Here is a 22,028-nt window from a genome sequence, read left to right as displayed (position 1 = left end):
TGCACGTCAAGTGATTAATGCTCACCGTGACCAACCATCGTGCATCACACCACATCAAAAGAGGCCCGAGCGCAATAGGGCTTGACTATTGCGCAGATTAGGCAAATGATATTGACAAAACCTTCCCAGCTCGGATTAACATAGGCTAGCCTAAAATCAATTAAGGTAGGCTCGCCTATCTTCGCCCTGGGAGGTTCTCACACCGTGCACAAATCTACCGTGGTTCGGCTTACTGCCGCATCCGTCATTGCCGCGCTGTCCTTATCCGCGTGCTCCACTAGCGATGACGCGGATTCCGCAGACGCTAATGGCTCTGCCGCGTCCGAGCCGGCTAACGGTTCCAGCCCGGAATCCAGCAACCCCGCTGATGCTGCGCAATTCCCCGTCACCGTGGAACATGCCCTAGGCGAGACAGTCATTGAGTCGAAGCCCGAACGTATTGCCACTGTTGGTTGGGCAAACCACGAGGTCCCACTCGCCTTCGGCATCACTCCAGTAGGTATGTCCAAGTCCACGTGGGGCGATGATAATGACAATGGGATTATGCCGTGGACAGAGGACAAGCTCGCAGAACTGGGCGGGGAAACGCCAGAGCTTTTCGATGAAACCGATGGCATCCCCTTCGAGCAAATTGCCAACACCCAGCCTGATGTCATCTTGGCCGCCTACTCCGGTCTAAGCCAGGAAGACTATGACACGCTGTCACAAATCGCACCGGTTGTCGCCTACCCCGATAAGCCGTGGACGACTTCTGCCTATGACATGGTCACCTTGGACGCCGCAGGACTTGGTTTATCTGCCGAGGCAGAAGACCTCAATGCTGACCTCAAAAAGCAGGTTTCTGAAGCCATGGATAAATACCCAGAGCTGCAAGGCAAAAAGCCGCTATTTACCTCTTTCGGTGGCGCGTCGAGTGATTCCATGATTGGTTTTTACACCTTGGATGATCCCCGCGCTGGGTTCTTGAAGGAGGCAGGCTTTGAAACTCCAGAAATCGTTGAGGAATACACCGGCAAATCTGATTCCTTCTGGGAGGAAGTCTCCGCAGAAAACCCCGAGCAATTCGATGATGTTGATTTCTTCATCTCCTACTCCTCCGGCGATGAGGCCGCCGATCAGAAAACCTTAGAAGACATGCAGGCAGACCCACTGCTGTCAAAGATCCCGGCTATCGCAGAAGGCAACGTGGTCTTTTTGGAAGAAGGACCTTTGGGCGCAGCTGCGAACCCTTCCCCGCTGTCGATTCCATGGGGCATCGATGAGTACTTCGCCGCGTTGAATACCGCCTTCGATGCGGAATAAGTAACTCTTTCGACATCCCGTCAGCCACAAACTTTTCAAGGGGCACCCCGCACCATGTCTATCCAGTCCGTTGACCGCCACCGAATGCCTACAGCTTCGTTATCGCCCGCACCAGAGCGAGCAGCAGTACAGCGCAGCTACGGCGCTGATACTTCTGTGGCATCACCAACTGGCACACGTCGTCTTGGTGCAGTACGGGTCGCCGTGTTGTGTGGTTTGCTCGTAGCCTTAGCGTTCGCCGGGGTTTTATCGGTGATGTTTGGTGTACGGTCCATCTCGATTGAAGATGCGCTGGCTGCAATCGGCGGTGCCACAGATACCGCAGAGCAGGCAGCTGCAACAACCCGTTTGCCACGCACCGTCATGGCATTGTTTGTCGGGGCCGCGCTGGCGATGTCCGGCACCACCTTGCAGGGAGTAACTCGCAATCCATTGGCAGACCCCGGCATCTTCGGTGTTCTATCCGGTGCGTCGCTCGCGGTGGTCTCCGGTATTGCTTTCTTCGGCCTCTCCCGCCCGGTTCCCACCATGCTTATTGCCATGGTCGGTTCCTTAGCGGCAGCTGTCTTCGTGTACTTCGTCGGCTCCTTGGGCCGCGGTGGCGCTACGCCGTTGAAGCTGGCGTTATCCGGTGCTGCCACCGCCGCTGCCGCATCCAGCCTGGTCTCTGCCATTTTGCTACCGCGCGCTGATGTCATGGACCGCTTCCGCTTCTGGCAGATTGGTTCAGTCGGTGGTGCGGAATGGCAGCAGTTGCAATTATCCCTGCCATTTTTAGGCCTTGGCTTACTAATAGTTCTGGCGTGCGCACCTGGGCTTAATGCTTTAGCGCTTGGCGATGATGTTGCCACCGGCCTAGGCATCAAAGTGATGACCACGCGGTTAGTCGCAACCCTAGGTGCAGTCATGCTGTGCGGCACCGCGACCGCCCTTGCTGGTCCCATTGCCTTTGTGGGACTGATTGTTCCGCACTTGCTGCGTCTTATCTGCGGCACAGATCATCGATGGTTGTTGCCACTAACCGGACTGGCAGGCGGGGTTTTGCTCGTCGCTGCCGATACCATCGGTCGCGTTGTTGCACGCCCTTCGGAACTTGCCGTCGGTATTTTGGTTCCGCTCATTGGCGCTCCCCTATTTATTTGGATTGTCCGCAATACCAAGGTTCGGGAGCTTGCCTAATGAGTACGCCCAACATATCTTTGCCTTCTACCGTCCCCGGCTCGTCCCGGAATTCCGAGGATTCCGGGAATTCCACGGCAACATCACGCTTGGTACATGCGTTATCTGCCGCCCGGCACAAGCGCCGGCGTCAGTACTTCGCACTCCTTATTATCTTGACCGTTGCGGTCATAGCCTTGTGGCTCGTGTCGTTAATGATCGGTGAGACCTTTTACTCTCCTTCCGACGTTGTCGCGGTCATCATGGGTGAGACCGTTCCCGGAGCTAGTTTCACCGTCGGTACCTTGCGCCTTCCGCGCGCGACAGTCGCTATTTCCGTCGGGCTAGCGTTTGGCATGGCCGGCACAATTTTCCAAACGATGCTGCGCAATCAGCTTGCGTCGCCGGATATTATCGGCATTTCAGCTAGTGCTTCTGCCGCCGGCGCCACCGGCATTATCGTCTTTGGTTTGGGACAAACTAGCGTATCCATCGTCTCCACCGTGGTGTCTTTGACCGTGGCGGTTGTGATTTACTTGCTGTCCATTAAGTCCGGTTTTACCGGCACGCGCATGATTTTGATTGGTATTGGCTGCGCCGCGTTAATGCAGGCGTGGACCTCGTACGTACTCTCCCATGCCGCTGCGTGGGATCTGCCAACCGCTACTCGCTGGATTACCGGGTCGTTAAACACGATGACGTGGGAGCGTGGCATGCCCGTTATCATCGTCACGCTGCTCATCGCGCCTTTATTGGTCGCCTGCTCCCACTTTTTATCCGTTCTTGGTCTCGGTGATGATTTAGCTCGCGGGTTGGGCCTTCGGCTCACGCTGACGCGCGTGGTGCTTTTTGTTGGCGCCGTAACGCTGATCGCAATCGCCACCGCTGCTACCGGCCCCATTGCCTTTGTGGCTTTTATGGCAGGACCCATTGCATCACGCATCTTCAAACCTGGCACGTCACTGATTCTTCCGGCTGGATTGCTGGGCGCCTTATTGGTTCTCGTTGCAGATATTGCTGGCCAGTACCTTTTTGGCACGCGCTATCCCGTGGGAGTTATCACCGGTGCCATTGGTGCGCCATTTCTTATTTATCTACTTACTCGTTCATCGCGATAGAGGTTTTTCATGACGGCAACACAATTAAACTCCGATATCCCAGCTATGCGCGTCGATAAGGTGTCGGTCAACTACGGCGAACGCAGCGTATTACAAGACCTCAACGTGGATATCCAGCGTGGCGCGGTGACTTCCATCGTCGGCCCCAACGGCTGCGGCAAATCCACGCTGTTGCGCACCATGTCGCGACTTCTTAACCCTTCTCACGGCGAGGTGGTCTTAGACGGACAGTCCATTTCTGAACTGCCAACCCGCAAGCTTGCTACCTGGCTGGGCCTATTGCCTCAGTCCCCCATCGCGCCGGATGGAATTACGGTAGCGGATCTGGTTGGCCGCGGCCGCACCCCACATCAAGGACTTTTGGGCCGCTGGAGCGGGCAAGATTACGAGATCGTCGCAGAATCTTTGGAAGCTACCGGGATATCAGACCTTGCAGAACGCTCCATCGATGAACTATCCGGCGGTCAGCGTCAGCGTGTGTGGATTGCCTTGGCTCTTGCGCAAAGGACCGAGACCTTATTACTAGATGAACCAACGACGTACTTAGACGTCAAGCACCAGCTCGACGTATTGGATCTGCTCACCGAGTTAAACCACACCCGCGGCACCACCATCGTGATGGTTTTGCACGACCTCAACCTAGCGGCACGCTATTCCGATGAGCTGGTGGCTGTCTCTGGCGGCCACGTCGTTGCGCAAGGCAAACCGCATGAGGTTATTACTCAAGAAACTATCGCCAATGTCTTTGATATTGACTCCATCATCATTACCGATCCGGTATCCAATCTCCCGGCTGTCATGCCGATTGGCCGCCACCATGTAAAGGAATAAATAGATACACCATGGCTTTTGTCCCGTTTGCTGCCACCGTTAAATCCTCCACCCGAATCTCTCCGAATTTCCAGCGCGTTACCTTCACCGGCGTGGATGATATGGGCCCTGCCGGTCAGATTATGGACTTGCGCATCAAGTTAGTTATCCCCGGACAACACGGGCTACCCCAGTTTGCACAAGATGGTGATTGGTACGAACAGTGGAAAGCACTCGAACCGGACAAGCGTGGGTACATGCGCACCTACTCCATCCGGCAGCTACGTCATGCGCATGCACACGGCCCTGCGGAGCTCGACATCGACTTTGCTCTGCACGGGATTGGTACCGCGGCAAGTGGACCGGCAGCTACCTGGGCTGTAGAAGCACAACCTGGCGATGAACTCTATGTCATTGCCCCACAAAAAGAAGATCCGTCCGGCCCTGGCATCGAATTCCAACCGGGCGATGCACAGGAAGTCATCATCATGGGCGATGAAACGGCGCTTCCGGCCATGCTGCGGATTGCCGACGAATGGCCGAAGACTTTGCGCGGCACCATGTACTGCGAATTGGTTGATATCGATGATGCACAGCACCTTGATCTCCCGCCCAACCTCACCGTGAATTGGGTACCGCGCAGCCAGGAACACACCTATGGTGACATGCTGGTGGAATCGGCATCTCGTCTGTGCGAAGCCGACAACCCGCGCGGGGAATTTAGCCTGCCGGAACCAACACCCCCGTCGGATACCGAGCCGTCCCCGCTGATTTGGGAGACCCCACAGCACAGCACCGTACGCGACGAGGAAGAAGATATCCCACCTGTGTCTTCTACCGTGGCTGAACGATTCGCCAACACTTATTTCTGGATTGCGGGCGAGGCAACCATGGTCACCACCATCCGGCGCATGCTTGTCAAAGGCGCGGGTATTCCCCGTCACCGCGTGTCCTTTATGGGCTACTGGAAAAAGGGCGCTACAGCACTCGGTTAAACACCCCGCGTGAGCATTTTGCCGTACTTCTGGGAACCTCAGTTGGCCACTTGTTCGCCAATCGGGGGCTCAAACTCCCAAAAGATACGGTAAACCGGTATTCTTGGATGTTGAACGTTTTCCGAAACATTACTTATAGGAGAAGCATGGCAAAGATTATCTGGACCCGTACTGACGAAGCACCATTGCTTGCGTCCTACTCTTTCAAGCCGATCGTTGAGGCATTTGCTTCCGTCGCTGGCATCGAAGTAGAGACCGCAGATATCTCACTGGCTGCTCGTATCTTGGCTCAGTTCCCTGAGACCAAGGTTCCAGACGCATTGGCTGAGCTTGGTGAGCTGGCTAAGACCCCGGAAGCAAATATTATTAAGCTTCCAAATATTTCTGCTTCTGAGGTTCAGCTGCGTAAGGCCATCGCAGAACTGCAGGCTGCTGGATTTGATCTGCCAGAGTATGACGATGCGAAGGATAAATACGACGTAGCAAAAGGCTCGGCTGTTAACCCGGTTCTGCGTGAAGGTAACTCCGACCGTCGTGCTCCACAGGCTGTAAAGAACTTTGCTAAGGCAAACCCACACCGCATGGGCGCATGGTCGAAGGATTCCAAGACCAACGTTGCCACCATGGACGCTGATGACTTCCGCCACAATGAGAAGTCCGTCATCATCGATGGCGATGACACCTTGACCATCAAGTTGGTCGGCACTGACGGCGCAGAAACCGTTCTGCTCGACGGCCTTAAGGTCTTGGACAAGGAAGTCATTGACGGCACCTTTATGTCCGCCAAGGCTCTCGATGAATTCTTGAAGGCACAGGTAGCGCGCGCAAAGGAAGAGGGCATCCTCTTCTCCGCGCACCTAAAGGCCACCATGATGAAGGTCTCCGACCCAATTATCTTCGGCCACGTCGTGCGCTCTTTCTTCTCCGACGTCTACGACAAGTACGGTGACCAGCTCCTCGCAGCTGGTCTTAACGGCGAAAATGGCCTTGGCGCCATCTACTCCGCATTGGATGACTTGGACAATGGCGCTGAGATCAAGGCAGCTTTCGATGCAGCCTTGGAAAACGGCCCAGACTTGGCCATGGTCAACTCCAACAAGGGTATTACCAACCTGCACGTTCCATCGGATGTCATCATTGACGCATCCATGCCAGCGATGATTCGCACCTCTGGCCACATGTGGAATAAGAATGACGAAGAGCAAGAAGCTCTGGCAGTCATCCCTGACTCCTCTTACGCTGGCGTTTACCAGGCAGTTATTGATGACTGCCGTGAAAACGGCGCTTATGACCCAACCACCATGGGTACGTCCCCGAACGTTGGTCTGATGGCGCAGAAGGCTGAGGAGTACGGCTCCCACAACAAGACCTTCAAGATCCCAGCTGACGGCGAAGTTCAGGTTGTTAACTCCGCTGGCGATGTTCTGATTTCCCACAACGTTGAGGAAAACGACATCTGGCGCGCATGCCAGACCAAGGATGCTCCAATCCAGGATTGGGTCAAGCTTGCTGTCAACCGCGCACGCCTGTCCGGCATGAAGACCATCTTCTGGCTGGATCCTGAGCGTGCACACGACAGCAATCTCATCGACTTGGTCAACAAGTACCTGGGCGACCACGACACCGAGGGCTTGGACATTGAGATCCTCTCTCCAATCGAGGCCACCAAGGTCACCGTTGAGCGCATCCGTCGCGGCGAAGACACCATCTCCGTAACCGGTAACGTTCTGCGTGACTACAACACCGACCTGTTCCCAATTCTGGAGCTGGGCACGTCTGCAAAGATGCTCTCCGTTGTTCCTTTGATGGCAGGCGGCGGCCTGTTTGAGACCGGTGCTGGTGGCTCTGCCCCTAAGCACGTTGAGCAGCTACAGGAAGAAAACCACCTGCGCTGGGACTCCCTCGGTGAGTTCTTGGCACTGGCTGAATCCTTCCGCCACGAGCAGCAGAACCACGGCAATGAGCGCGCTGGCGTTCTCGCCGCGGCACTGGACAATGCAACCGAGCGTTTGCTGACCGAAGGCTACTCCCCATCCCGCAAGGTCAAGGAAATCGATAACCGCGGTTCCCACCTGTACCTCGCAGCATTCTGGGCTGAGGAATTGGCAAAGCAGACCGATGACGCTGAGTTGGCAGAAGGCTTCAAGGCATTCTCCGCGAAGCTCAATGAGAACCTTGATGCTATCGCTCAGGAGCTCATTGACATCCAGGGTCAGTCCACCGACTTGGGCGGCTACTACTGGCCAAACGAGGACAAGACCACCGAGGTCATGCGTCCTTCTTCCAAGTACAACGAGATCCTGGAATCTCTGAAGAAGTAATTCTTCCGCTGTCGGCCGATCGGCCCTAAGCATCAACGCCCTTCTGATCTTCATGATCGGAAGGGCGTTCATTATGCCTTTAACCAGTTGCGATGAATGCTAACGAGGCATGTTTTCATTCCGGGGTAGATTGGGAGGCTATGACTAACCCACTTCTTATTCCATCCCAGCTGCCGTATGAGCTTCCACCGTTCGCAGATATCCGCGTTGAGCACTACCGACCTGCTTTTACTGAAGCCTTATCTCGCCACCGCGCAGAAATTGCCGCGATTACAGATAATCCTGAGGCTCCAACGTGGACCAATACGATCGAAGTACTCGAGCGCTCCGGTCGGGATTTAGAACGCGTCATGGCAGTGTTTGGCAATCTCTCCGGCACTGATATCACCGACGAGATGGAAGAGATTGCGGCGGAGGTCTACCCACAGCTCTCCGCGCACACGGATACGGTCTATCAAAATGACAAGCTCTATGAGCGCCTGCAGGCAGTCACGGCGCCGGAGGATACGGAATCGCAGCGTTTGCATGAACACCTGCTGCGCACATTCAAGCGCAAGGGCGCAGACCTTGCGGCAGATGAAAAGCAGCGTTTATCCGAGATCAACCAGCGTCTATCCACATTGTCGGAAGCATTTGGCCGCAACTTGATGGCAGATACCCGCGCCCGCGCAGTGCAGTTTAGTAGCGCAGACGAGCTGCAGGGTCTTCCCCAAGATCGCATTGAAGCCGCTGCATCATACGCTCAGGAGTTGGGCAAGGAAGGCTATATTTTCCCACTAGAGCTGCCTTCGGTGCAGTCCGAGCAGCAGCGTTTGGCACGCCCTGAGGCCCGCGCGGCATTGTACGAAGCAGCCGGTCTGCGCGGCACCGAGTCCAACTCGGAGGTCTTAGTAGAAATGGCTCAATTGCGTGCTGAACGCGCACGCTTGCTGGGCTTTGACACCCACGCTGATTACGTGATTGCGGAAGAAACCGCCAAGGAAGCATCGGCAGTTAATAACATGCTGCGCGGACTGGTGCCGGCTATTAATACCAACGCCGCCGGTGAGCAGAAGATTTTGGCGGAAGAAGCTGAAATCAATGGGGAAAAGTTCGGCCCCGCCGATTGGCCCTATTGGGAATCCAAGGTTCGACAGCGCGATTACGCGGTGGATGAAAATGAGCTGCGCAAATACTTCCCGTTGGACGCAGTGCTTGTCGATGGTGTCTTCGCCGCCGCCCATCGCCTCTACGGCATTACGGTTATCCCGCGTGATGATTTAGAAGGCTATGCCGAGGGCGTGCGCGTGTGGGAGGTCTTCGACGAGGGTCAAGAACACGAGCTCAACACGGGCATTGGCCTTTTCCTCACCGATTATTTCGGTCGTCCCACCAAACGCGGCGGTGCCTGGATGTCGGCGTTTATGGAACAGTCCCACCTATTAGGCACCAAGCCCGTGGTCATCAACGTCATGGGAATCTCCTGCCCGGCGGATGGCTCCACGCCGCTGTTGAGCTTGGATGAATTGCACACGGTCTTCCACGAGTTTGGTCACGCGTTGCACGGGCTGCTTTCCGATGTCCGCTACCCCACCTTCTCCGGAACCAATGTGCCGCGTGACTGGGTGGAATTCCCTTCGCAGATTAATGAAAACTGGGCGCTTGATCCCGCCTTGGTTAAAAACTATGCCCGCCACGTTGACACCGGTGAGGTGATCTCCGATGAGCTGCTGGATGCCGTGTCCCAGGCTTCCCAGTTTGGCCAAGGCTTTGCCACAGCCGAGTATGTCGCCGCGTCCATCATTGATCTCGCCTGGCACTCGCTTACTCCGGAAGAAGCAGCACAGTTGGAATCCACCCCGGAAGCCATCGCTGACTTCGAGCAGTCTGCGTTAAACGCGGCAGGCATGGACATCGATGGCATTGCGCCGCGCTACCGCTCCACATACTTCCAGCACATCTTCGCTGGCGGTTATTCTGCAGGCTACTACTCATACCTGTGGGCCGAAGCCCTTGATGCTGATGGCTTCGAATGGTTCCGCGAAGAAAACGCTGCCACCCCATCCGACAACTCTGCGTCGTCGGATGTCAGCGACGACGCAGCCCGGCACGCAGGCCAAAAATTCCGCGACCTGATTTTGTCCACGGGTGCATCGCGTGATTTCTCCGAGGTCTATTCCGAACTTCGCGGCCGCGACAAGGATCTCACCCCACTACTAGTTCGCCGCGGACTCAATACTCCAAGCGCAAGCTAACTCGACGCCTAGTAGGAAGCACTAAGTGGAGGCCATCTTCTTCTGATGGCTTCCGCTTTTTACTGTGTTTTATGCGTTGTCAAGGTGTGCGCGCACGAACCACTGGAACTTTTCTAGCTCCGCGGATTGGCCGATGAGCAGGTCTTCAGTAATCGGGTCGATGTCTCCGGAGACCTTGATGGACTCACGAACCTTTTCAATCACGGTGGTGTACAGCTCATCGATCGCCGCGAGGTGGTCTTGGGTATTGGCACGGTTGAGCTCGTACTTCAGTGGAGTACGGTCTTCTGCTTGTGCTTTTGGAGTACCCAGTGGCTCAAAGCCAAGGGTGGAGACACGTTCGGCAACTTCATCGGCGTAGCCGCGAACGAGATCAATTTGCGGATCCAGCATCTCATGAACCGCGATGAAGTTCGGGCCCACCACGTTCCAGTGGGCGTGCTTCAAAATCAAATGCAGGTCGTTGTAATCATTTAAACGCGCCTGCAATTCTTCAGAGAGCTTTTTAGATTCGACATCGGACAAACCAGGAACAGTGTATTGAGTCATATCCCCATCATATCCCTAATCTAGTTTTCCTGCATGAAGTTTTTATCCCATTTGCGCAGGTCATAACTCACGTTTGACGGAATGCAGACAAAGCTGCCACACCACAAGCGCGCAAAGATTATCTAGGCTGGGACGTATGAAACTTACACTCCACGGACATTCCTGCGCTTCTGTCTCCACCGACCAAGGCGTCTTCGTTATTGACCCAGGGCCTGCTTCCAATCTTTCTATCCTGGCGTCAGCGGATGCAGTTTTACTTACCCACTCGCATCCCGATCACGTCGATGCAGAGACTGTCAAAGCCTCCGGACTTCCGGTGTGGGGACCGGCAGATGCCGTCGGGCTCATCGGCGAAGGCACCGTTTTACGTCCCGGCGAATCTTTTGAGTTGCTCGGCACCCCCATTCACGCCGTCGGCGGCCTTCACCACGAGGTGCATCCGCGGATGCCTCGCCCGGTGAATTTGGGCTATTACTTCAATGGAGTTTTGCACCCAGGTGATCAATACATCAAAGGCCTTCACAATGTTGATGTGCTCTTGCTTCCGATTTCTGCGCCGTGGGTGAAAAATTCCGAAGCGGCTGCTTATGCACGCACTATCTCCGCTAAGCGCACCATCCCTATCCATGACGGGGTCCTCAGCACCTTCGGCCGCACGCTGTACGACAATGTCATGACCAAGATGAAAGTACCGGGATATGCTCGCCTGGAAGAAGGAACCCCACTGGATCTTTCCCAACCACTGGATGTGGAAAACTAAGGCAGATGACACCGAGCATGAACCACGGCGCTGATCACCACAGCAGCCGAGAATTCGACATCGTCGTCTTTGGCGCTACCAGCTTTGTTGGCTCGCTGACTGCAGAGTATCTGGTACGCACTCACCCGGAACTATCGCTTGCGCTAGCAGGCCGTAGTGAAGCCAAGTTGCGGAACGAAGTCGCACAATTCGACGTTTCCATACCCATCATCGTCGCCGATGCTTCAGATCTCGATGCCTTACAACAGCTGGCGGCACGCACCCGCGTGCTCATTTCCACCGTCGGTCCTTATACCTACTTTGGCGAAAAGGTCGTCGAGGCATGCGTGGACAACGGCACTCATTATGTCGACCTATGTGGTGAGGCTTTATTTATCCGCCGCAATATCGATAGGTGGCAAGACAAAGCGCAGGCAACCGGCGCCAAGATTGTGCACTCGTGTGGTTTTGATTCCGTGCCCTCCGATATGGGCATGTTCCACCTCCACGACACCGCTGGTACCGATTTTGACCAGGTCACCATGGCGGTGGAGTATCTTTCTGGCGGCCTATCTGGTGGCACCATCGATTCCATGCGTGCGGTCAGTGCGGATGCCAAGCAGATGGACAAGGGCGGGGCAATCTTGCACAGTCCTTATACACTCTCCCCGGATCATAAACAGGAACCGGACGTAGGCGAGCAAAAGGACATGGACGTCTACTTTGATGATCTTGTGCGCCAGTGGACTGGGCCATTTTTCATGGCGATGTTCAATACGCGCATCGTGCGCCGCTCCAATACTCTGTCGGGTTATGCCTACGGCGACAAACTGCGCTACCGGGAAGTCATGACCACCGGCACGGGGCTAACCGGCCGCATCAAAGCACAAGCGCTATTTGCTATCACCGCATTAGGGTTCGCGGTTGTGATGAATAGGCGGCTCGCGCGTTTTTTGCCGCAGCCTGGCGATGGCCCAAAGAAACTAGATGAGGGCGGGTTTCGTATCACCCACTACGGGTTAAGCACCACGGGAGCGCTGTATACCTCCTCGGTGACCGCGCACGGGGATCCGGGATATCGCGTGACCTCGATGATGCTCGCCGAAGCAGCTGTGGTCTTAGCGACATCACCGAAAGAGATACCGGATGTTTCCGGCGGGATACTCACCCCAGCAACAGCGCTGGGCGCACCATATCGGGATGCGTTGCATGCGCATGGCATGAAGTTTTCCTAGACCGCTTACTACGCAAAACAATACCGCTTTGTCTATTTATATTCTCGCACTGCCTGCATGTTCAATTCCAAAGGTGAAAGCTGCCATGCCCCACAGGTACCGTGCCAGGTATGACAAAATACGACAACAGCAACTTCGAAAACTGGTCCCTAGAAACCCGCGCTCTGCACGTGGGGCAAGACTTGGACGGATCTTCTAACTCCCGCAACGTTCCCATCCACCAGACGACTTCTTTCGTCTTTGACTCGGCAGAACACGCCGCAAACCGCTTTAACCTTTCGGATGCCGGCCCGATTTATACCCGCCTGACCAACCCCACCACTGGCGCTTTAGAAGCACGCATTGCGAGCTTGGAAGGCGGCGTGGACGCAGTCGCTTTCGCGTCCGGGCAGGCAGCGCAGACCGCAGCCATTATTAACCTGGCCTCGGCAGGCGATCACATTGTCTCCTCCCCACGCCTGTACGGCGGCACCACAACCTTGTTCACCATTACCTTGCAGCGCTTAGGCATTGAGGTAACGCTGGTCGAAGACCCCGATGATCCACAATCATGGGCTGATGCCGTCCAGCCCAATACCCGTGCGCTCTACGCTGAGACTTTTGGCAACCCGATTGCGGATATCCTCGATATTCCAGCTATTGCCGAGGTCGCGCACAATAATCAAGTACCCCTAATCGTGGATAACACGATTGCTACCGCAGCCGTTGCCCGCCCGCTGGAACTCGGCGCGGACATCGTCGTCGCATCCACCACCAAGTTCTACTCAGGCAATGGCTCGTCCATGGGTGGTGTCATCGTCGACGGCGGCAAGTTCGACTGGACCGTCGAACGCGACGGCAAGCCAGTGTTTCCCTACTTTGTCACCCCAGATGCCGCATACCACGGTCTCAAGTACGCCGATTTGGGCGCGCCAGCATTCGCGCTCAAGGCACGCGCGGGCATCCTGCGCGATACCGGCGCTGCTCTGTCCCCATTCAACGCCTGGGTAACGCTGGCGGGTCTGGAAACGCTGCAGCTGCGCATCGATAAGCATGGCGAAAACGCGCAAAAGGTAGCCGAGTACCTCGAAGCACACGACAAGGTGACCAAGGTCAACTACGCGGGCCTAGATTCCAGCCCTTATAAGGACGTCAAGGAACGTTTGGGCTATACCTCCACCGGTTCGGTGCTGTCCTTTGAAATTGATGGCAGCAAGGATGAGGCCTGGGCCTTTATTGATGCGCTCAAGCTGCACTCCAACCTGGCCAATATCGGCGATACCCGCTCGCTGGTAGTCCACCCTGCATCGACGACCCACTCCCAGTCTGATGAAGAAGGCTTGCGCGTGGCTGGTATTACCCAGGCCACCATCCGCCTGTCCGTCGGCATTGAAAACATTGACGACATCATCGCTGACCTTGAACTGGGATTCGCCGCGCTCTAATGGTTGCACAGCACGTTTCGCTTGCCGATGAAGGCGTCCTTGCCACCGTTGCCATCGGATCTTTTACCACCGAAGCCGGTGCCCAACTGCCTGCCGTTGATCTTGCATATCAGCGCTGGGGCGAATACCGCGGATCCAATGTGCTGCTGATTGAACATGCCTTAACCGGTGATTCTGATGTGGCCACCTGGTGGTGCGATTTGGTGGGGCCGGGCAAGGCGCTAGATACGGATACTTGGTGCGTTATTGCCACTAATGTGCTCGGCGGATGCAATGGCTCAACCGGGCCGAGCTCGGATTTTGACGGCACGCCGTATGGCTCGCGCTTTCCTGCGGTGTCTATCCGCGACCAAGTCGAGGCCGAAAAGCGTTTTCTCGATGTCTTAGGCATTGCGGAAGTCCATGCCATCATCGGTGGTTCTATGGGTGGGGCGCGCACGTTGGAGTGGACCTTGCTCTACCCCGAGATGATGCAGGCGGCGTGTGTTATTGCGGTCTCCGCGCGCGCTTCTGCGTGGCAGATTGGTATTCAGTCCGCGCAGATTTCCGCGATTGAGCGCGACCCGCTGTGGCAAGGCGGTGACTACTACGCCGGCCAGAGCCCTGATGAGGGCTTGGCTGCCGCGCGCCGGATTGCGCATTTAACCTACCGCGGGGAAATGGAAATCGATGAGCGCTTTGGAACGTCTGCGCAGGCCGGGGAAAATCCCCTGGGTGCGTACCGGAAAAAGGATCAGCGCTTTGCGGTTAATTCCTATCTGGATTACCAGGGAGCCAAGCTGACGCAGCGTTTCGATGCAGGCTCGTACGTGACGCTGACCGAATCTCTTAACCGGCACGATATTGGCCGCGGCCGCGGCGGGCTCAACAAAGCTTTGGCTTCGTCGCAGGTACCCACCATGGTCGTCGGCGTAGATACCGATATTTTGTACCCGTATCACCAGCAAGAACATATCTCGCGCAACTTGGGCAACCTGCTGGCCATGGCCAAGTTGTCCTCCCCCGTCGGCCACGATGCTTTCTTGGTCGAAGGCCGCCAGATGGACCGCATTCTGCGCAATTTCATTAAGCAGACCCTGCCCGAGGGTGCGGAGTCTATTGATGGTGTGGAGTTTCGAATCGGTGATGAATACATCATCTAACCTCGGCTGATGCCAGGATTAACTTCCTAGTGCATCAACCGAGGCCGAGAGCCACACTAGGGCTGCGCCGATGGCGACCGAAAAGCTCATATCAAATCGGCGTGAGCGCACGGCCAAGACTCCGACCCGGTGTGAATCACAGGTTCTGCGCACGACTGCTAGCCAGATCATGGCCGCGCCCAGGATGAAGGTGGCGCGGCGCCAGTGCTCCATTAGACTCATCACCCCGGAAGCTGCCACCCCGACGCCAAAAAGCGCGATGAACACCCACTGCAGCCAGCCAGGAAGCGGCGAGGGCTGCAAGTGGACGTCATGGGGATTCGACACAGAGAGCATGGTGGCGATGGTGTTTCCTACTTCGCCGCGAGCTTTTCTGCCCGCTCCACGATGTTGGAGACCAAGAAGGTACGAGTCAGCGGGCCAACGCCGCCTGGGTTCGGAGAAATAAATCCGGCCTTGTCCCACACATCAGGGTGCACGTCGCCGGCAAGCTTGCCGTCTACGCGCGATACTCCCACGTCCAAGATGGCAGCGCCTTCTTTGACCATATCCGCGGTAAGCATGTGCGGCTTGCCAGCGGCCGCGATGATGATATCTGCGGCCAGGGTTTCTGCCTGAAGATCTTTCGTTCCGGTGTGGCACAAGGTCACGGTGGCATTTTCGCTACGACGAGTCAACATCAAGCCAATGGGACGGCCCACGGTTACTCCGCGGCCGATGACAACCACCTTGGCGCCATCGATATTGACGTTGTAGCGGCGCAGCAAAGAAATGCAGCCATTCGGGGTACAAGGCAGCGGTGCCTCTTCGTTGAGCACGAGCTTGCCCAGGTTGACCGGGTGCAGGCCATCAGCATCTTTATCCGGGTCAATCAGTTCCAAGATGCGGTTTTCATTGAGGTGCTTCGGCAGCGGCAGCTGGACGATGTATCCGGTGACTTTGTCATCGGCGTTGAGCTCCGCGATGACTGCTTCCAGTTCTTCCTGCGTGGTATCTTCTGGCAGATCCTTGCGGATGGAGGCAATTCCCAACTCTTCACAATCGCGGTGTTTCATCTTCACATACGAGTGAGATCCCGGATCTTCTCCTACCAAAACAGTCGCGAGCCCTGGCTGTTCATCCAGCGCGGCAACCCGCTTTTTGAGGTCTTCAAAGAGCTCGGCGCGGTACAGTTTTCCATCCAAAGTGGTTGCAGTCATGCACCCCATCTTAAACTTATCCCTATGCCGTTACACATCGTGTTCGATAATCCTGTCATTCCCACCAATACTGGCAATGCCATTCGCACTGCCGCCGTTACTGGTGCCAAGCTTCATCTGGTGGAACCGCTGGGTTTTAACTTCGATGATAAACACCTCAAACGCGCCGGCCTGGACTACCATGACCTGGCGGATTTAAAGATTCACCCCGACTTCGACGCCTGTATGGACGCTCTGCCCGGCGCGCGCGTCTTTGCGTTTACCACCAACGCCACCGACTGGTTTACCGATGTGGAATACACCGATGGTGACGTGTTGTTATTCGGCACCGAACCCACCGGCCTGCCGGCGGAGCACCTCGCGCATCCGCGCATCACCCAAGAAGTGCGCATCCCCATGGTTCCTGCGCGCCGCTCGATGAACCTATCCAATGCCGCTTCCACCGCCGTGTATGAAGCTTGGCGCCAGCTCGGCTTCCCCGGTGGTGTTTAATCCTTCTCAGCGTCCGTTTCGGCTTCGGTGATGGTGGGCTGAGTGCTGGCGCTCATCGCGGGCAGCTCACGTGCTCGCAGCCGGTTGATAAGTTCAGCGCACTGCGCATATTCCAGGTCCTCGCCGGCAAGCTTTGCCGGTCCCGCAACCATTTCAAAGGTGACGGTCCCCAGCCCCAAGATCTGGCGCAAGGGTCCTGCTTTAAATGTCAGTTCCTGAATATGCGCCGTGCTTACCGCAGTCACGCGCCGGTTGATGCGGCCGGCGTGGGTAACGGCAATGGTGTCATCGTCAAGCAAAGTAACTGCCTGCTGTTTGTGGTCTAACGGCGATGACCACACCGCACGCTCCGGCGAGGTAAATTCGGCCTGTTCATAACCTTCCGGTTGGGCGTAGGTGGCAATGTGCTCAGCGCTTAAATCACTCACGCGCTCAAAAAGCGTCAATGCCAATTCCCTGCTTCCCACCGGCAAGATGCGCGTGGAGCCTGACTGGGAGCCACCGCTGGCGCTGCCATAGCCGGCAACGGAGACGCTGACTTCATACCAACCGAGCATGCGCCACAGAAATGGTTGGGTCACGCGCACGCCGTGGATGCGCTCGATGCGGATGGACTGCCGGCGGCGATCGGCCAGGCCATAGGCAATGTTGAGCGTGTTTTCTTCCTCATTGACTTGCGCATTAAACCGCCATGAGGAATCCAAGATGCCCCACACGCCGGGAACGAGACCGACCAAAATAGGAATTACGGTACTCAGTGGCACTGGCGTGACGATGATGACGATAACCAATGCAATCGTCAAAATCGTCATGACCCGCAACCCAGCCGCAGCCAGGGAGCGGCGAATGGGAATCTCCGGAATGATATCTGGGTGCTCGGCAGCGATGCGATGAGGCTCTGCATCAAGTGCTTCCTCGGGTTCACCTGGTTCATCGACCACGCCGTGGACGTGCGCGAGGACTTCCAACCGCAGCTTTTCTGCCTCAGCCTTTTTCAGGTACGCGATTTCAATGACCGAAGACGTACCGCCGGCGGTTTCCACGCGCACGGAGGCGAGGCCAAAAATACGCGCGATTAAATCTTCCACCACGTCAACCGCTTGGGTGCGGTCATAGCGCGCAGAACGCAAAGACTTGGATAGTACGCCGCGGCGCAGGGAGATTTCTTCATCGTCAAGCTTAAAGCCCAAACGCCGCCACCAGATACCAGAGGCTAGCCAAATAACCAGGCAGACCACGACGAACCCGCCAAGCGCAATCGCCGTACCGCGCAGGGCCTGGCCCAGGTGGCCATCGGTAAAGAAGGTGTAGATATCGCCGAGCAATTCCACATTGACCTGCACGAGAAAACAGCCAGGATGGCCAAAATTAGCGACCAAAAATGCAGCAGCGGGGTCAGCCGGTGCACGCGGCGAAAGCCGTCACCTTCCGGTGGTTGAGCTGCCGGGGTGGTCTTCGGGTTCTCGTCGCTCACAGCCCGCTCATCCTCTCCCGTGCCTTATCGGCCAAGCGGGCGCGCAAGGCATCCGCGGTATCAGCCTCTAAGCCTTTGATGGTGGCATCCGTGCCGGCAGAGGCCGTGTGCAGTTTCACGGTTTTTAACCCCAGCATGCGGGTTACCGGGCCGGATGAGACATCCACGAATTGGATACGGCCATAAGGCACCACAGTAAACCGGTGCCACAAACGACCTTTGGTAATCAGCAGTTCATCATTGGTTTCTTGCCAGCCCATGAGTTTGACCTGCGATGGGATAAGCCATAGTAACCAGAGAATCACCGCGACACAGACGCCGGCGGCAATATACAGCGACCAGTGCAGAAAGTAGCCCGCGACGCCAGCTGCGAGAGCCAAAACCACCATCCAGGAAAGACTGACTATGTAGCGTGCTTTGGTCAGGTCCGGGGAGACCGGGTTCATTCCTTTGGGGACAACATCGCGTGAACTCATGGCAACCTACACTACTGGAAATCCCTGCTTCCCCGTGACATGAAAGTGCCCACATCCAGTGCCTCTAATTTATCGGCCGTCACCGTCGCTGCCCCATTGGCATTGGAGACAATCCCGCGAATGATCAATGCCTTCGCCGTGCGCGCGACGACCTTATTGCGTTTCCACAACCCTGGGGTGACCATGACGTTGATCAGTCCGGTTTCATCTTCCAGGCCGAAAAAGGTCACGCCAGAGGCAGTTTGGGGACGCTGTCGATGCGTGACGATGCCCGCCACCCGGATACGTGATCCGTCCTCCGCGGTTTTTAACTCCGCGGCGGTCAGCACACCTGGGGGACGAATCAGCTGCATCGGCTGCAGATTATGCGTGACCCCCGTGGCAGAAATATCGGTGGCGACTAATTCCATCAAGCTCATGCCCGGCAAGGCTGGCGCTTCGGTAATGGTCAGCCCCGGCAGCATGCCTTCGCGTTCCGTCGCTGCCACGCGCGCATTCCACAACGCTTGACGACGACTCAGCCCAAAACCATCCAACGCCCCTGCCTTCGCCAGCGCTTCTAAGTGCGCCGTGGTGAGATCTGCCCGGCGCGCCAAGTCCGCCATATCCTTATAGGGTGCATCTTCTTCAATCCGGTCGGTGACTTTGCTCAGTCCCTGCACCAAGTTCAGCCCGATTCTAATGGCGAAATCATCGTCGCCGTTTTTGCCAGAGTGCTTTTCGATGCGGGCTTCGGTGCCGGAGGCGTTGACATCGACAGGCAAAATGCGCACCCCGTGCCGGCGGGCATCCTGGATTAAAGACTGCGGGGAGTAAAAGCCCATCGGCTGCGCGCGCAATAAGCCCACGCAAAATTCCGCTGGGTAGAAACATTTAAACCACGCCGAGAAATACACCAGGGACGCAAAAGACTGCGCGTGAGATTCCGGAAAGCCATAGGCGGCAAAAGCCACAATCTTATTCCACAAGGTCAATGCGACCTCCCCGTCAATCTGGTTGGTCTCCCACAAGCCGTTAAAAAAGCGCTGGCGTAGTGCCTCCATGCGCTGCGGGGAGCGCTTCGAACCCATCGCGCGGCGCAGCTCATCGGCTTCGGCCCCGGAAAACCCCGCAGCATCGACAGCAATTTGCATCAGTTGTTCCTGAAACAGCGGAATCCCCAGAGTCTTGCCCAAAGACTTCTCCAACACCGGGTGATCGTAGGTGATTTCTTCTTCCCCATTGCGCCGCCGCAAATACGGGTGCACCGATCCGCCCTGGATAGGTCCGGGGCGAATCAAGGCAACTTCAACCACTAGGTCGAAAAAGCGGCGCGGCTTGAGCCGAGGCAGCGTGGCTAGCTGCGCGCGGGATTCGACTTGGAACACGCCGACGGCATCAGCGCGCGATAACATGGCATAGACTCCCGGGTCCGCGAGATCTAATTCCCACAGGTTAATGGTCTTGCCGCGGGTTTCTTTGACCAAATCCACCATGTGGTGAATAGCTTCCAGCATGCCTAGGCCCAAAAGGTCGAACTTCACCAAACCAGCGGCGGCACAATCATCTTTATCCCACTGCAGCACCGAGCGGTCTTCCATGCGTGCCCACTCCATGGGCACCACATCCGCAATCGGGCGATCACATAAAACCATGCCGCCGGAGTGAATGCCTAGATGCCGCGGTTGCCCGCGAAATTTCTCTGCCAGCTCAGAGACATCCTCTGGGGGTTCGGCAATCCCTTTCGACCACGCATCCCCGGCACCTTGGGGATAGCCCAAGGCACGTGCGGCATCGCGCAGCGCACCCTTGCGGCGATAGGTAATCACGTTAGCTACCTGCGCTGCGCGGTCGCGGCCATAGAAGCTATAGACATACTGAATGACTTCTTCGCGCCGGCCCGATTCAATATCTACGTCAATATCCGGCGGGCCATCCCGGTCTGGGGATAAGAAACGCTCAAAGAGTAACTGCGCGGAGATGGGCTCTGCATTAGTAATGCCTAAGACAAAACACACCACGGAGTTTGCTGCCGAACCACGCCCTTGGCACAAGATATTGCTGCGCGCGCAAAAATCCACGATATCGGTAACGATGAGGAAATAGCCTGGAAACCCCAGCTTTTCAATCACCGCGAGCTCATGTTCAATCTGCTGCTGCGCCTTCTCCCACGACCGCGGGTGTGCGCGGTAGCGCTCCGGGGCGCGCTGGCGTACTAATTCCCGCAACCAGCTCATCTCATCAAAGCCTTCAGGCACGTCACAATGCGGCAGGTTTGGTGCCAAGGCATCCCAGGTAAAAGCCAACTCGTGGGCGAGTTCGACGGTATACGCGATTTCTTCACCGCGGTCGGGCATCAGAGTGAGCATTTGTTGGCCAGAGCGCAGCCACTGCGCGCCCATGGGGTGTTGCGCAGGTTCAGATTTTTCCAGCGATTCCCGCCGCGCCAGCGCACGCTTAGCTGCGGCCAGGCGCGCATCGGTGCGATTAGCTGCGGCTGGCAGCGCCGTGGCAATCGCACGCAGGCCGTGGCGGGCACGAATCTCATCTAAAATTTCATGATGGTCCGTATCTTCCGGAGATAACGTTGCTGCGTATTCCAGCACCACATTTTGCGCACCGAACTCCGCTACGAGCGCATCTATCTCCTCTGCCCACTCATATCCGGCAACAATAACGCACTCATCGCCTAATTGTTCGGCTATTGCCGCACGCGATGGATAGCGCACTTCATCTTTTTCTTTCGTCACCATGCGCGCTTGCGCCACCAGGCGCGAAAGGCGCCGGTATCCTTCCGGACCGCGCGCTAAAGCCAACAGCCCCGTCGGCTTTTCGCCTAAAGATAACTCCACGCCATAGACCGTTGGAAGGTTCTGCAATGCTGCGGCTTCGGCAAATTTCATCAGGCCATAAAAACCATCGCGGTCTACAATCGCAACAGCTTCCAAACCCAGCTCAACGGCTCTTTCCACGATTTCTTCCGGCTCCGATGCGCCGGTGAGAAAAGAGTAGCAAGAAGTAGCATGCAGCTCCGCAAAAGGAACTTGCGCACGACGCTTTGCTTGTCGATGCACACCCTCGGAAACCTTTTCCGGCGCATCATAGACAGGCACTGGCGTCGGCCCCGGCCGACCGGATAAAATCCTCTCAATCCGAGACCACGACAATTGACTTCCGCCGTTGAACCTCATAAATAAAATGCTACACCCAATGCGAACTCCTGTTCTAATCGTTGGAAAGTGCGAGCACTTCCAGCAGATACACTGCACCCATTAGCAAAAAGCCGCGAGAAACAGTGCGGTCTATTAATATTCAACAGGTGTAAATTTCTTAAATAAGCAGGTTATGGGCAGGGCAAACATCTTTTTATCGACTACTGAA

The 22,028-nt window shown here is 56.3% G+C and carries 18 protein-coding genes; 12 read left to right on the top strand and 6 right to left on the bottom strand.

Annotation, left to right across the window (positions count from 1 at the left end; genetic code table 11):
- The first annotated feature begins 204 nt into the window (after positions 1–204).
- The 7 genes from CAMM_RS03050 to CAMM_RS03020 all read left to right on the top strand — a co-directional run bounded on the left by CAMM_RS03050 (position 205) and on the right by CAMM_RS03020 (position 9,938).
- Positions 205–1,302: an iron-siderophore ABC transporter substrate-binding protein gene (locus tag CAMM_RS03050; RefSeq protein ID WP_040356378.1), complete on the top strand. Its 1,098-nt coding sequence runs from the start codon at positions 205–207 to the stop codon at positions 1,300–1,302.
- 54 nt (positions 1,303–1,356) lie between these two features.
- Positions 1,357–2,481 (top strand): FecCD family ABC transporter permease, encoded by a 1,125-nt coding sequence (locus CAMM_RS03045; protein WP_269472885.1) that lies wholly within the window; start codon positions 1,357–1,359, stop codon positions 2,479–2,481.
- The gene (locus CAMM_RS03040; RefSeq protein ID WP_050759907.1) at positions 2,481–3,578 is read left to right on the top strand and encodes a FecCD family ABC transporter permease; all 1,098 of its coding nucleotides are present in this window, start codon (positions 2,481–2,483) and stop codon (positions 3,576–3,578) included. Before CAMM_RS03045 ends, CAMM_RS03040 begins: the two co-directional genes overlap by 1 nt.
- A 9-nt stretch (positions 3,579–3,587) precedes the next feature.
- Positions 3,588–4,409: an ABC transporter ATP-binding protein gene (locus tag CAMM_RS03035; protein ID WP_003849714.1), complete on the top strand. Its 822-nt coding sequence runs from the start codon at positions 3,588–3,590 to the stop codon at positions 4,407–4,409.
- An 11-nt stretch (positions 4,410–4,420) separates the two neighbouring features.
- Positions 4,421–5,383 (top strand): siderophore-interacting protein, encoded by a 963-nt coding sequence (locus CAMM_RS03030; RefSeq protein WP_003849715.1) that lies wholly within the window; start codon positions 4,421–4,423, stop codon positions 5,381–5,383.
- A 146-nt stretch (positions 5,384–5,529) separates the two neighbouring features.
- Positions 5,530–7,704: an NADP-dependent isocitrate dehydrogenase gene (locus CAMM_RS03025; RefSeq protein WP_040356380.1), complete on the top strand. Its 2,175-nt coding sequence runs from the start codon at positions 5,530–5,532 to the stop codon at positions 7,702–7,704.
- Between the two features lie 140 nt (positions 7,705–7,844).
- Positions 7,845–9,938 carry a M3 family metallopeptidase gene (locus tag CAMM_RS03020; RefSeq protein ID WP_040356383.1) on the top strand — a complete coding sequence of 698 codons (2,094 nt, stop codon included), beginning with the start codon at positions 7,845–7,847 and terminating at the stop codon, positions 9,936–9,938.
- A gap of 69 nt (positions 9,939–10,007) precedes the next feature.
- Here CAMM_RS03020 and dps read toward each other — a convergent pair whose 3' ends face one another.
- A complete protein-coding gene (dps, locus tag CAMM_RS03015; protein ID WP_003849718.1) occupies positions 10,008–10,487 on the bottom strand; it encodes a DNA starvation/stationary phase protection protein Dps in 480 nt (159 codons plus the stop codon).
- Positions 10,488–10,623: 136 nt separating this feature from the next.
- Here dps and CAMM_RS03010 point away from each other — a divergent pair, with 136 nt between their 5' ends.
- From CAMM_RS03010 to metX, 4 genes are all read left to right on the top strand, one after another.
- Positions 10,624–11,247, top strand: coding sequence for an MBL fold metallo-hydrolase (locus CAMM_RS03010; RefSeq protein WP_003849719.1), 624 nt, complete (start codon positions 10,624–10,626; stop codon positions 11,245–11,247).
- 5 nt (positions 11,248–11,252) lie between these two features.
- Entirely contained in the window at positions 11,253–12,461 is a 1,209-nt protein-coding gene (locus CAMM_RS03005; protein ID WP_232051026.1) for a saccharopine dehydrogenase family protein, read from the top strand.
- Between the two features lie 110 nt (positions 12,462–12,571).
- The gene (locus CAMM_RS03000; protein ID WP_003849721.1) at positions 12,572–13,885 is read left to right on the top strand and encodes an O-acetylhomoserine/O-acetylserine sulfhydrylase; all 1,314 of its coding nucleotides are present in this window, start codon (positions 12,572–12,574) and stop codon (positions 13,883–13,885) included.
- Positions 13,885–15,027, top strand: a complete 1,143-nt coding sequence (metX, locus tag CAMM_RS02995) for a homoserine O-acetyltransferase MetX (RefSeq protein WP_003849722.1) — start codon at positions 13,885–13,887, stop codon at positions 15,025–15,027. Before CAMM_RS03000 ends, metX begins: the two co-directional genes overlap by 1 nt.
- Positions 15,028–15,045: 18 nt before the next feature.
- On the opposite strand, the gene CAMM_RS02990 is transcribed toward metX, so the two are convergent.
- Together CAMM_RS02990 and CAMM_RS02985 are read right to left on the bottom strand one after the other, a co-directional pair.
- The gene (locus CAMM_RS02990; protein ID WP_003849723.1) at positions 15,046–15,363 is read right to left on the bottom strand and encodes a DUF3017 domain-containing protein; all 318 of its coding nucleotides are present in this window, start codon (positions 15,361–15,363) and stop codon (positions 15,046–15,048) included.
- Positions 15,364–15,380: 17 nt separating this feature from the next.
- Positions 15,381–16,226 carry a bifunctional methylenetetrahydrofolate dehydrogenase/methenyltetrahydrofolate cyclohydrolase gene (locus CAMM_RS02985; protein ID WP_040356386.1) on the bottom strand — a complete coding sequence of 282 codons (846 nt, stop codon included), beginning with the start codon at positions 16,224–16,226 and terminating at the stop codon, positions 15,381–15,383.
- A 24-nt stretch (positions 16,227–16,250) separates the two neighbouring features.
- Here CAMM_RS02985 and CAMM_RS02980 point away from each other — a divergent pair, with 24 nt between their 5' ends.
- On the top strand, positions 16,251–16,718 hold the full coding sequence (locus CAMM_RS02980; RefSeq protein WP_003849725.1) for a tRNA (cytidine(34)-2'-O)-methyltransferase: 468 nt from the start codon (positions 16,251–16,253) through the stop codon (positions 16,716–16,718).
- Here CAMM_RS02980 and CAMM_RS02975 read toward each other — a convergent pair.
- The 3 genes from CAMM_RS02975 to CAMM_RS02965 all read right to left on the bottom strand — a co-directional run bounded on the left by CAMM_RS02975 (position 16,715) and on the right by CAMM_RS02965 (position 21,838).
- A complete protein-coding gene (locus tag CAMM_RS02975) occupies positions 16,715–18,061 on the bottom strand; it encodes a PH domain-containing protein (protein ID WP_003849726.1) in 1,347 nt (448 codons plus the stop codon). The two genes, CAMM_RS02980 and CAMM_RS02975, sit on opposite strands and share 4 nt — an antisense overlap.
- Before the next feature lie 127 nt (positions 18,062–18,188).
- Positions 18,189–18,638: a PH domain-containing protein gene (locus CAMM_RS02970; RefSeq protein WP_003849727.1), complete on the bottom strand. Its 450-nt coding sequence runs from the start codon at positions 18,636–18,638 to the stop codon at positions 18,189–18,191.
- 41 nt (positions 18,639–18,679) lie between these two features.
- Positions 18,680–21,838, bottom strand: coding sequence for an error-prone DNA polymerase (locus CAMM_RS02965; protein ID WP_075761514.1), 3,159 nt, complete (start codon positions 21,836–21,838; stop codon positions 18,680–18,682).
- Between the last annotated feature and the right edge of the window lie 190 nt (positions 21,839–22,028).

Source organism: Corynebacterium ammoniagenes DSM 20306, from assembly GCF_001941425.1.
GTDB classification, from domain to species: Bacteria; Actinomycetota; Actinomycetes; order Mycobacteriales; family Mycobacteriaceae; genus Corynebacterium; species Corynebacterium ammoniagenes.
This window is presented reverse-complemented; position numbering and strand designations above follow the sequence as displayed.

Bases quoted from the DNA above. Each gene is read 5' to 3' on its own strand.
- CAMM_RS03045 (WP_269472885.1), top strand. From the start codon at position 1,357: ATGTCTATCCAGTCCGTTGACCGCCACCGAATGCCTACAGCTTCGTTA.
- CAMM_RS03040 (WP_050759907.1), top strand. From the start codon at position 2,481: ATGAGTACGCCCAACATATCTTTGCCTTCTACCGTCCCCGGCTCGTCC.
- CAMM_RS03035 (WP_003849714.1), top strand. From the start codon at position 3,588: ATGACGGCAACACAATTAAACTCCGATATCCCAGCTATGCGCGTCGAT.
- CAMM_RS03030 (WP_003849715.1), top strand. From the start codon at position 4,421: ATGGCTTTTGTCCCGTTTGCTGCCACCGTTAAATCCTCCACCCGAATC.
- CAMM_RS03025 (WP_040356380.1), top strand. From the start codon at position 5,530: ATGGCAAAGATTATCTGGACCCGTACTGACGAAGCACCATTGCTTGCG.
- CAMM_RS03020 (WP_040356383.1), top strand. From the start codon at position 7,845: ATGACTAACCCACTTCTTATTCCATCCCAGCTGCCGTATGAGCTTCCA.
- dps (WP_003849718.1), bottom strand. From the start codon at position 10,487: ATGACTCAATACACTGTTCCTGGTTTGTCCGATGTCGAATCTAAAAAG.
- CAMM_RS03010 (WP_003849719.1), top strand. From the start codon at position 10,624: ATGAAACTTACACTCCACGGACATTCCTGCGCTTCTGTCTCCACCGAC.
- CAMM_RS03005 (WP_232051026.1), top strand. From the start codon at position 11,253: ATGACACCGAGCATGAACCACGGCGCTGATCACCACAGCAGCCGAGAA.
- CAMM_RS03000 (WP_003849721.1), top strand. From the start codon at position 12,572: ATGACAAAATACGACAACAGCAACTTCGAAAACTGGTCCCTAGAAACC.
- metX (WP_003849722.1), top strand. From the start codon at position 13,885: ATGGTTGCACAGCACGTTTCGCTTGCCGATGAAGGCGTCCTTGCCACC.
- CAMM_RS02990 (WP_003849723.1), bottom strand. From the start codon at position 15,363: ATGCTCTCTGTGTCGAATCCCCATGACGTCCACTTGCAGCCCTCGCCG.
- CAMM_RS02985 (WP_040356386.1), bottom strand. From the start codon at position 16,226: ATGACTGCAACCACTTTGGATGGAAAACTGTACCGCGCCGAGCTCTTT.
- CAMM_RS02980 (WP_003849725.1), top strand. From the start codon at position 16,251: ATGCCGTTACACATCGTGTTCGATAATCCTGTCATTCCCACCAATACT.
- CAMM_RS02970 (WP_003849727.1), bottom strand. From the start codon at position 18,638: ATGAACCCGGTCTCCCCGGACCTGACCAAAGCACGCTACATAGTCAGT.
- CAMM_RS02965 (WP_075761514.1), bottom strand. From the start codon at position 21,838: ATGAGGTTCAACGGCGGAAGTCAATTGTCGTGGTCTCGGATTGAGAGG.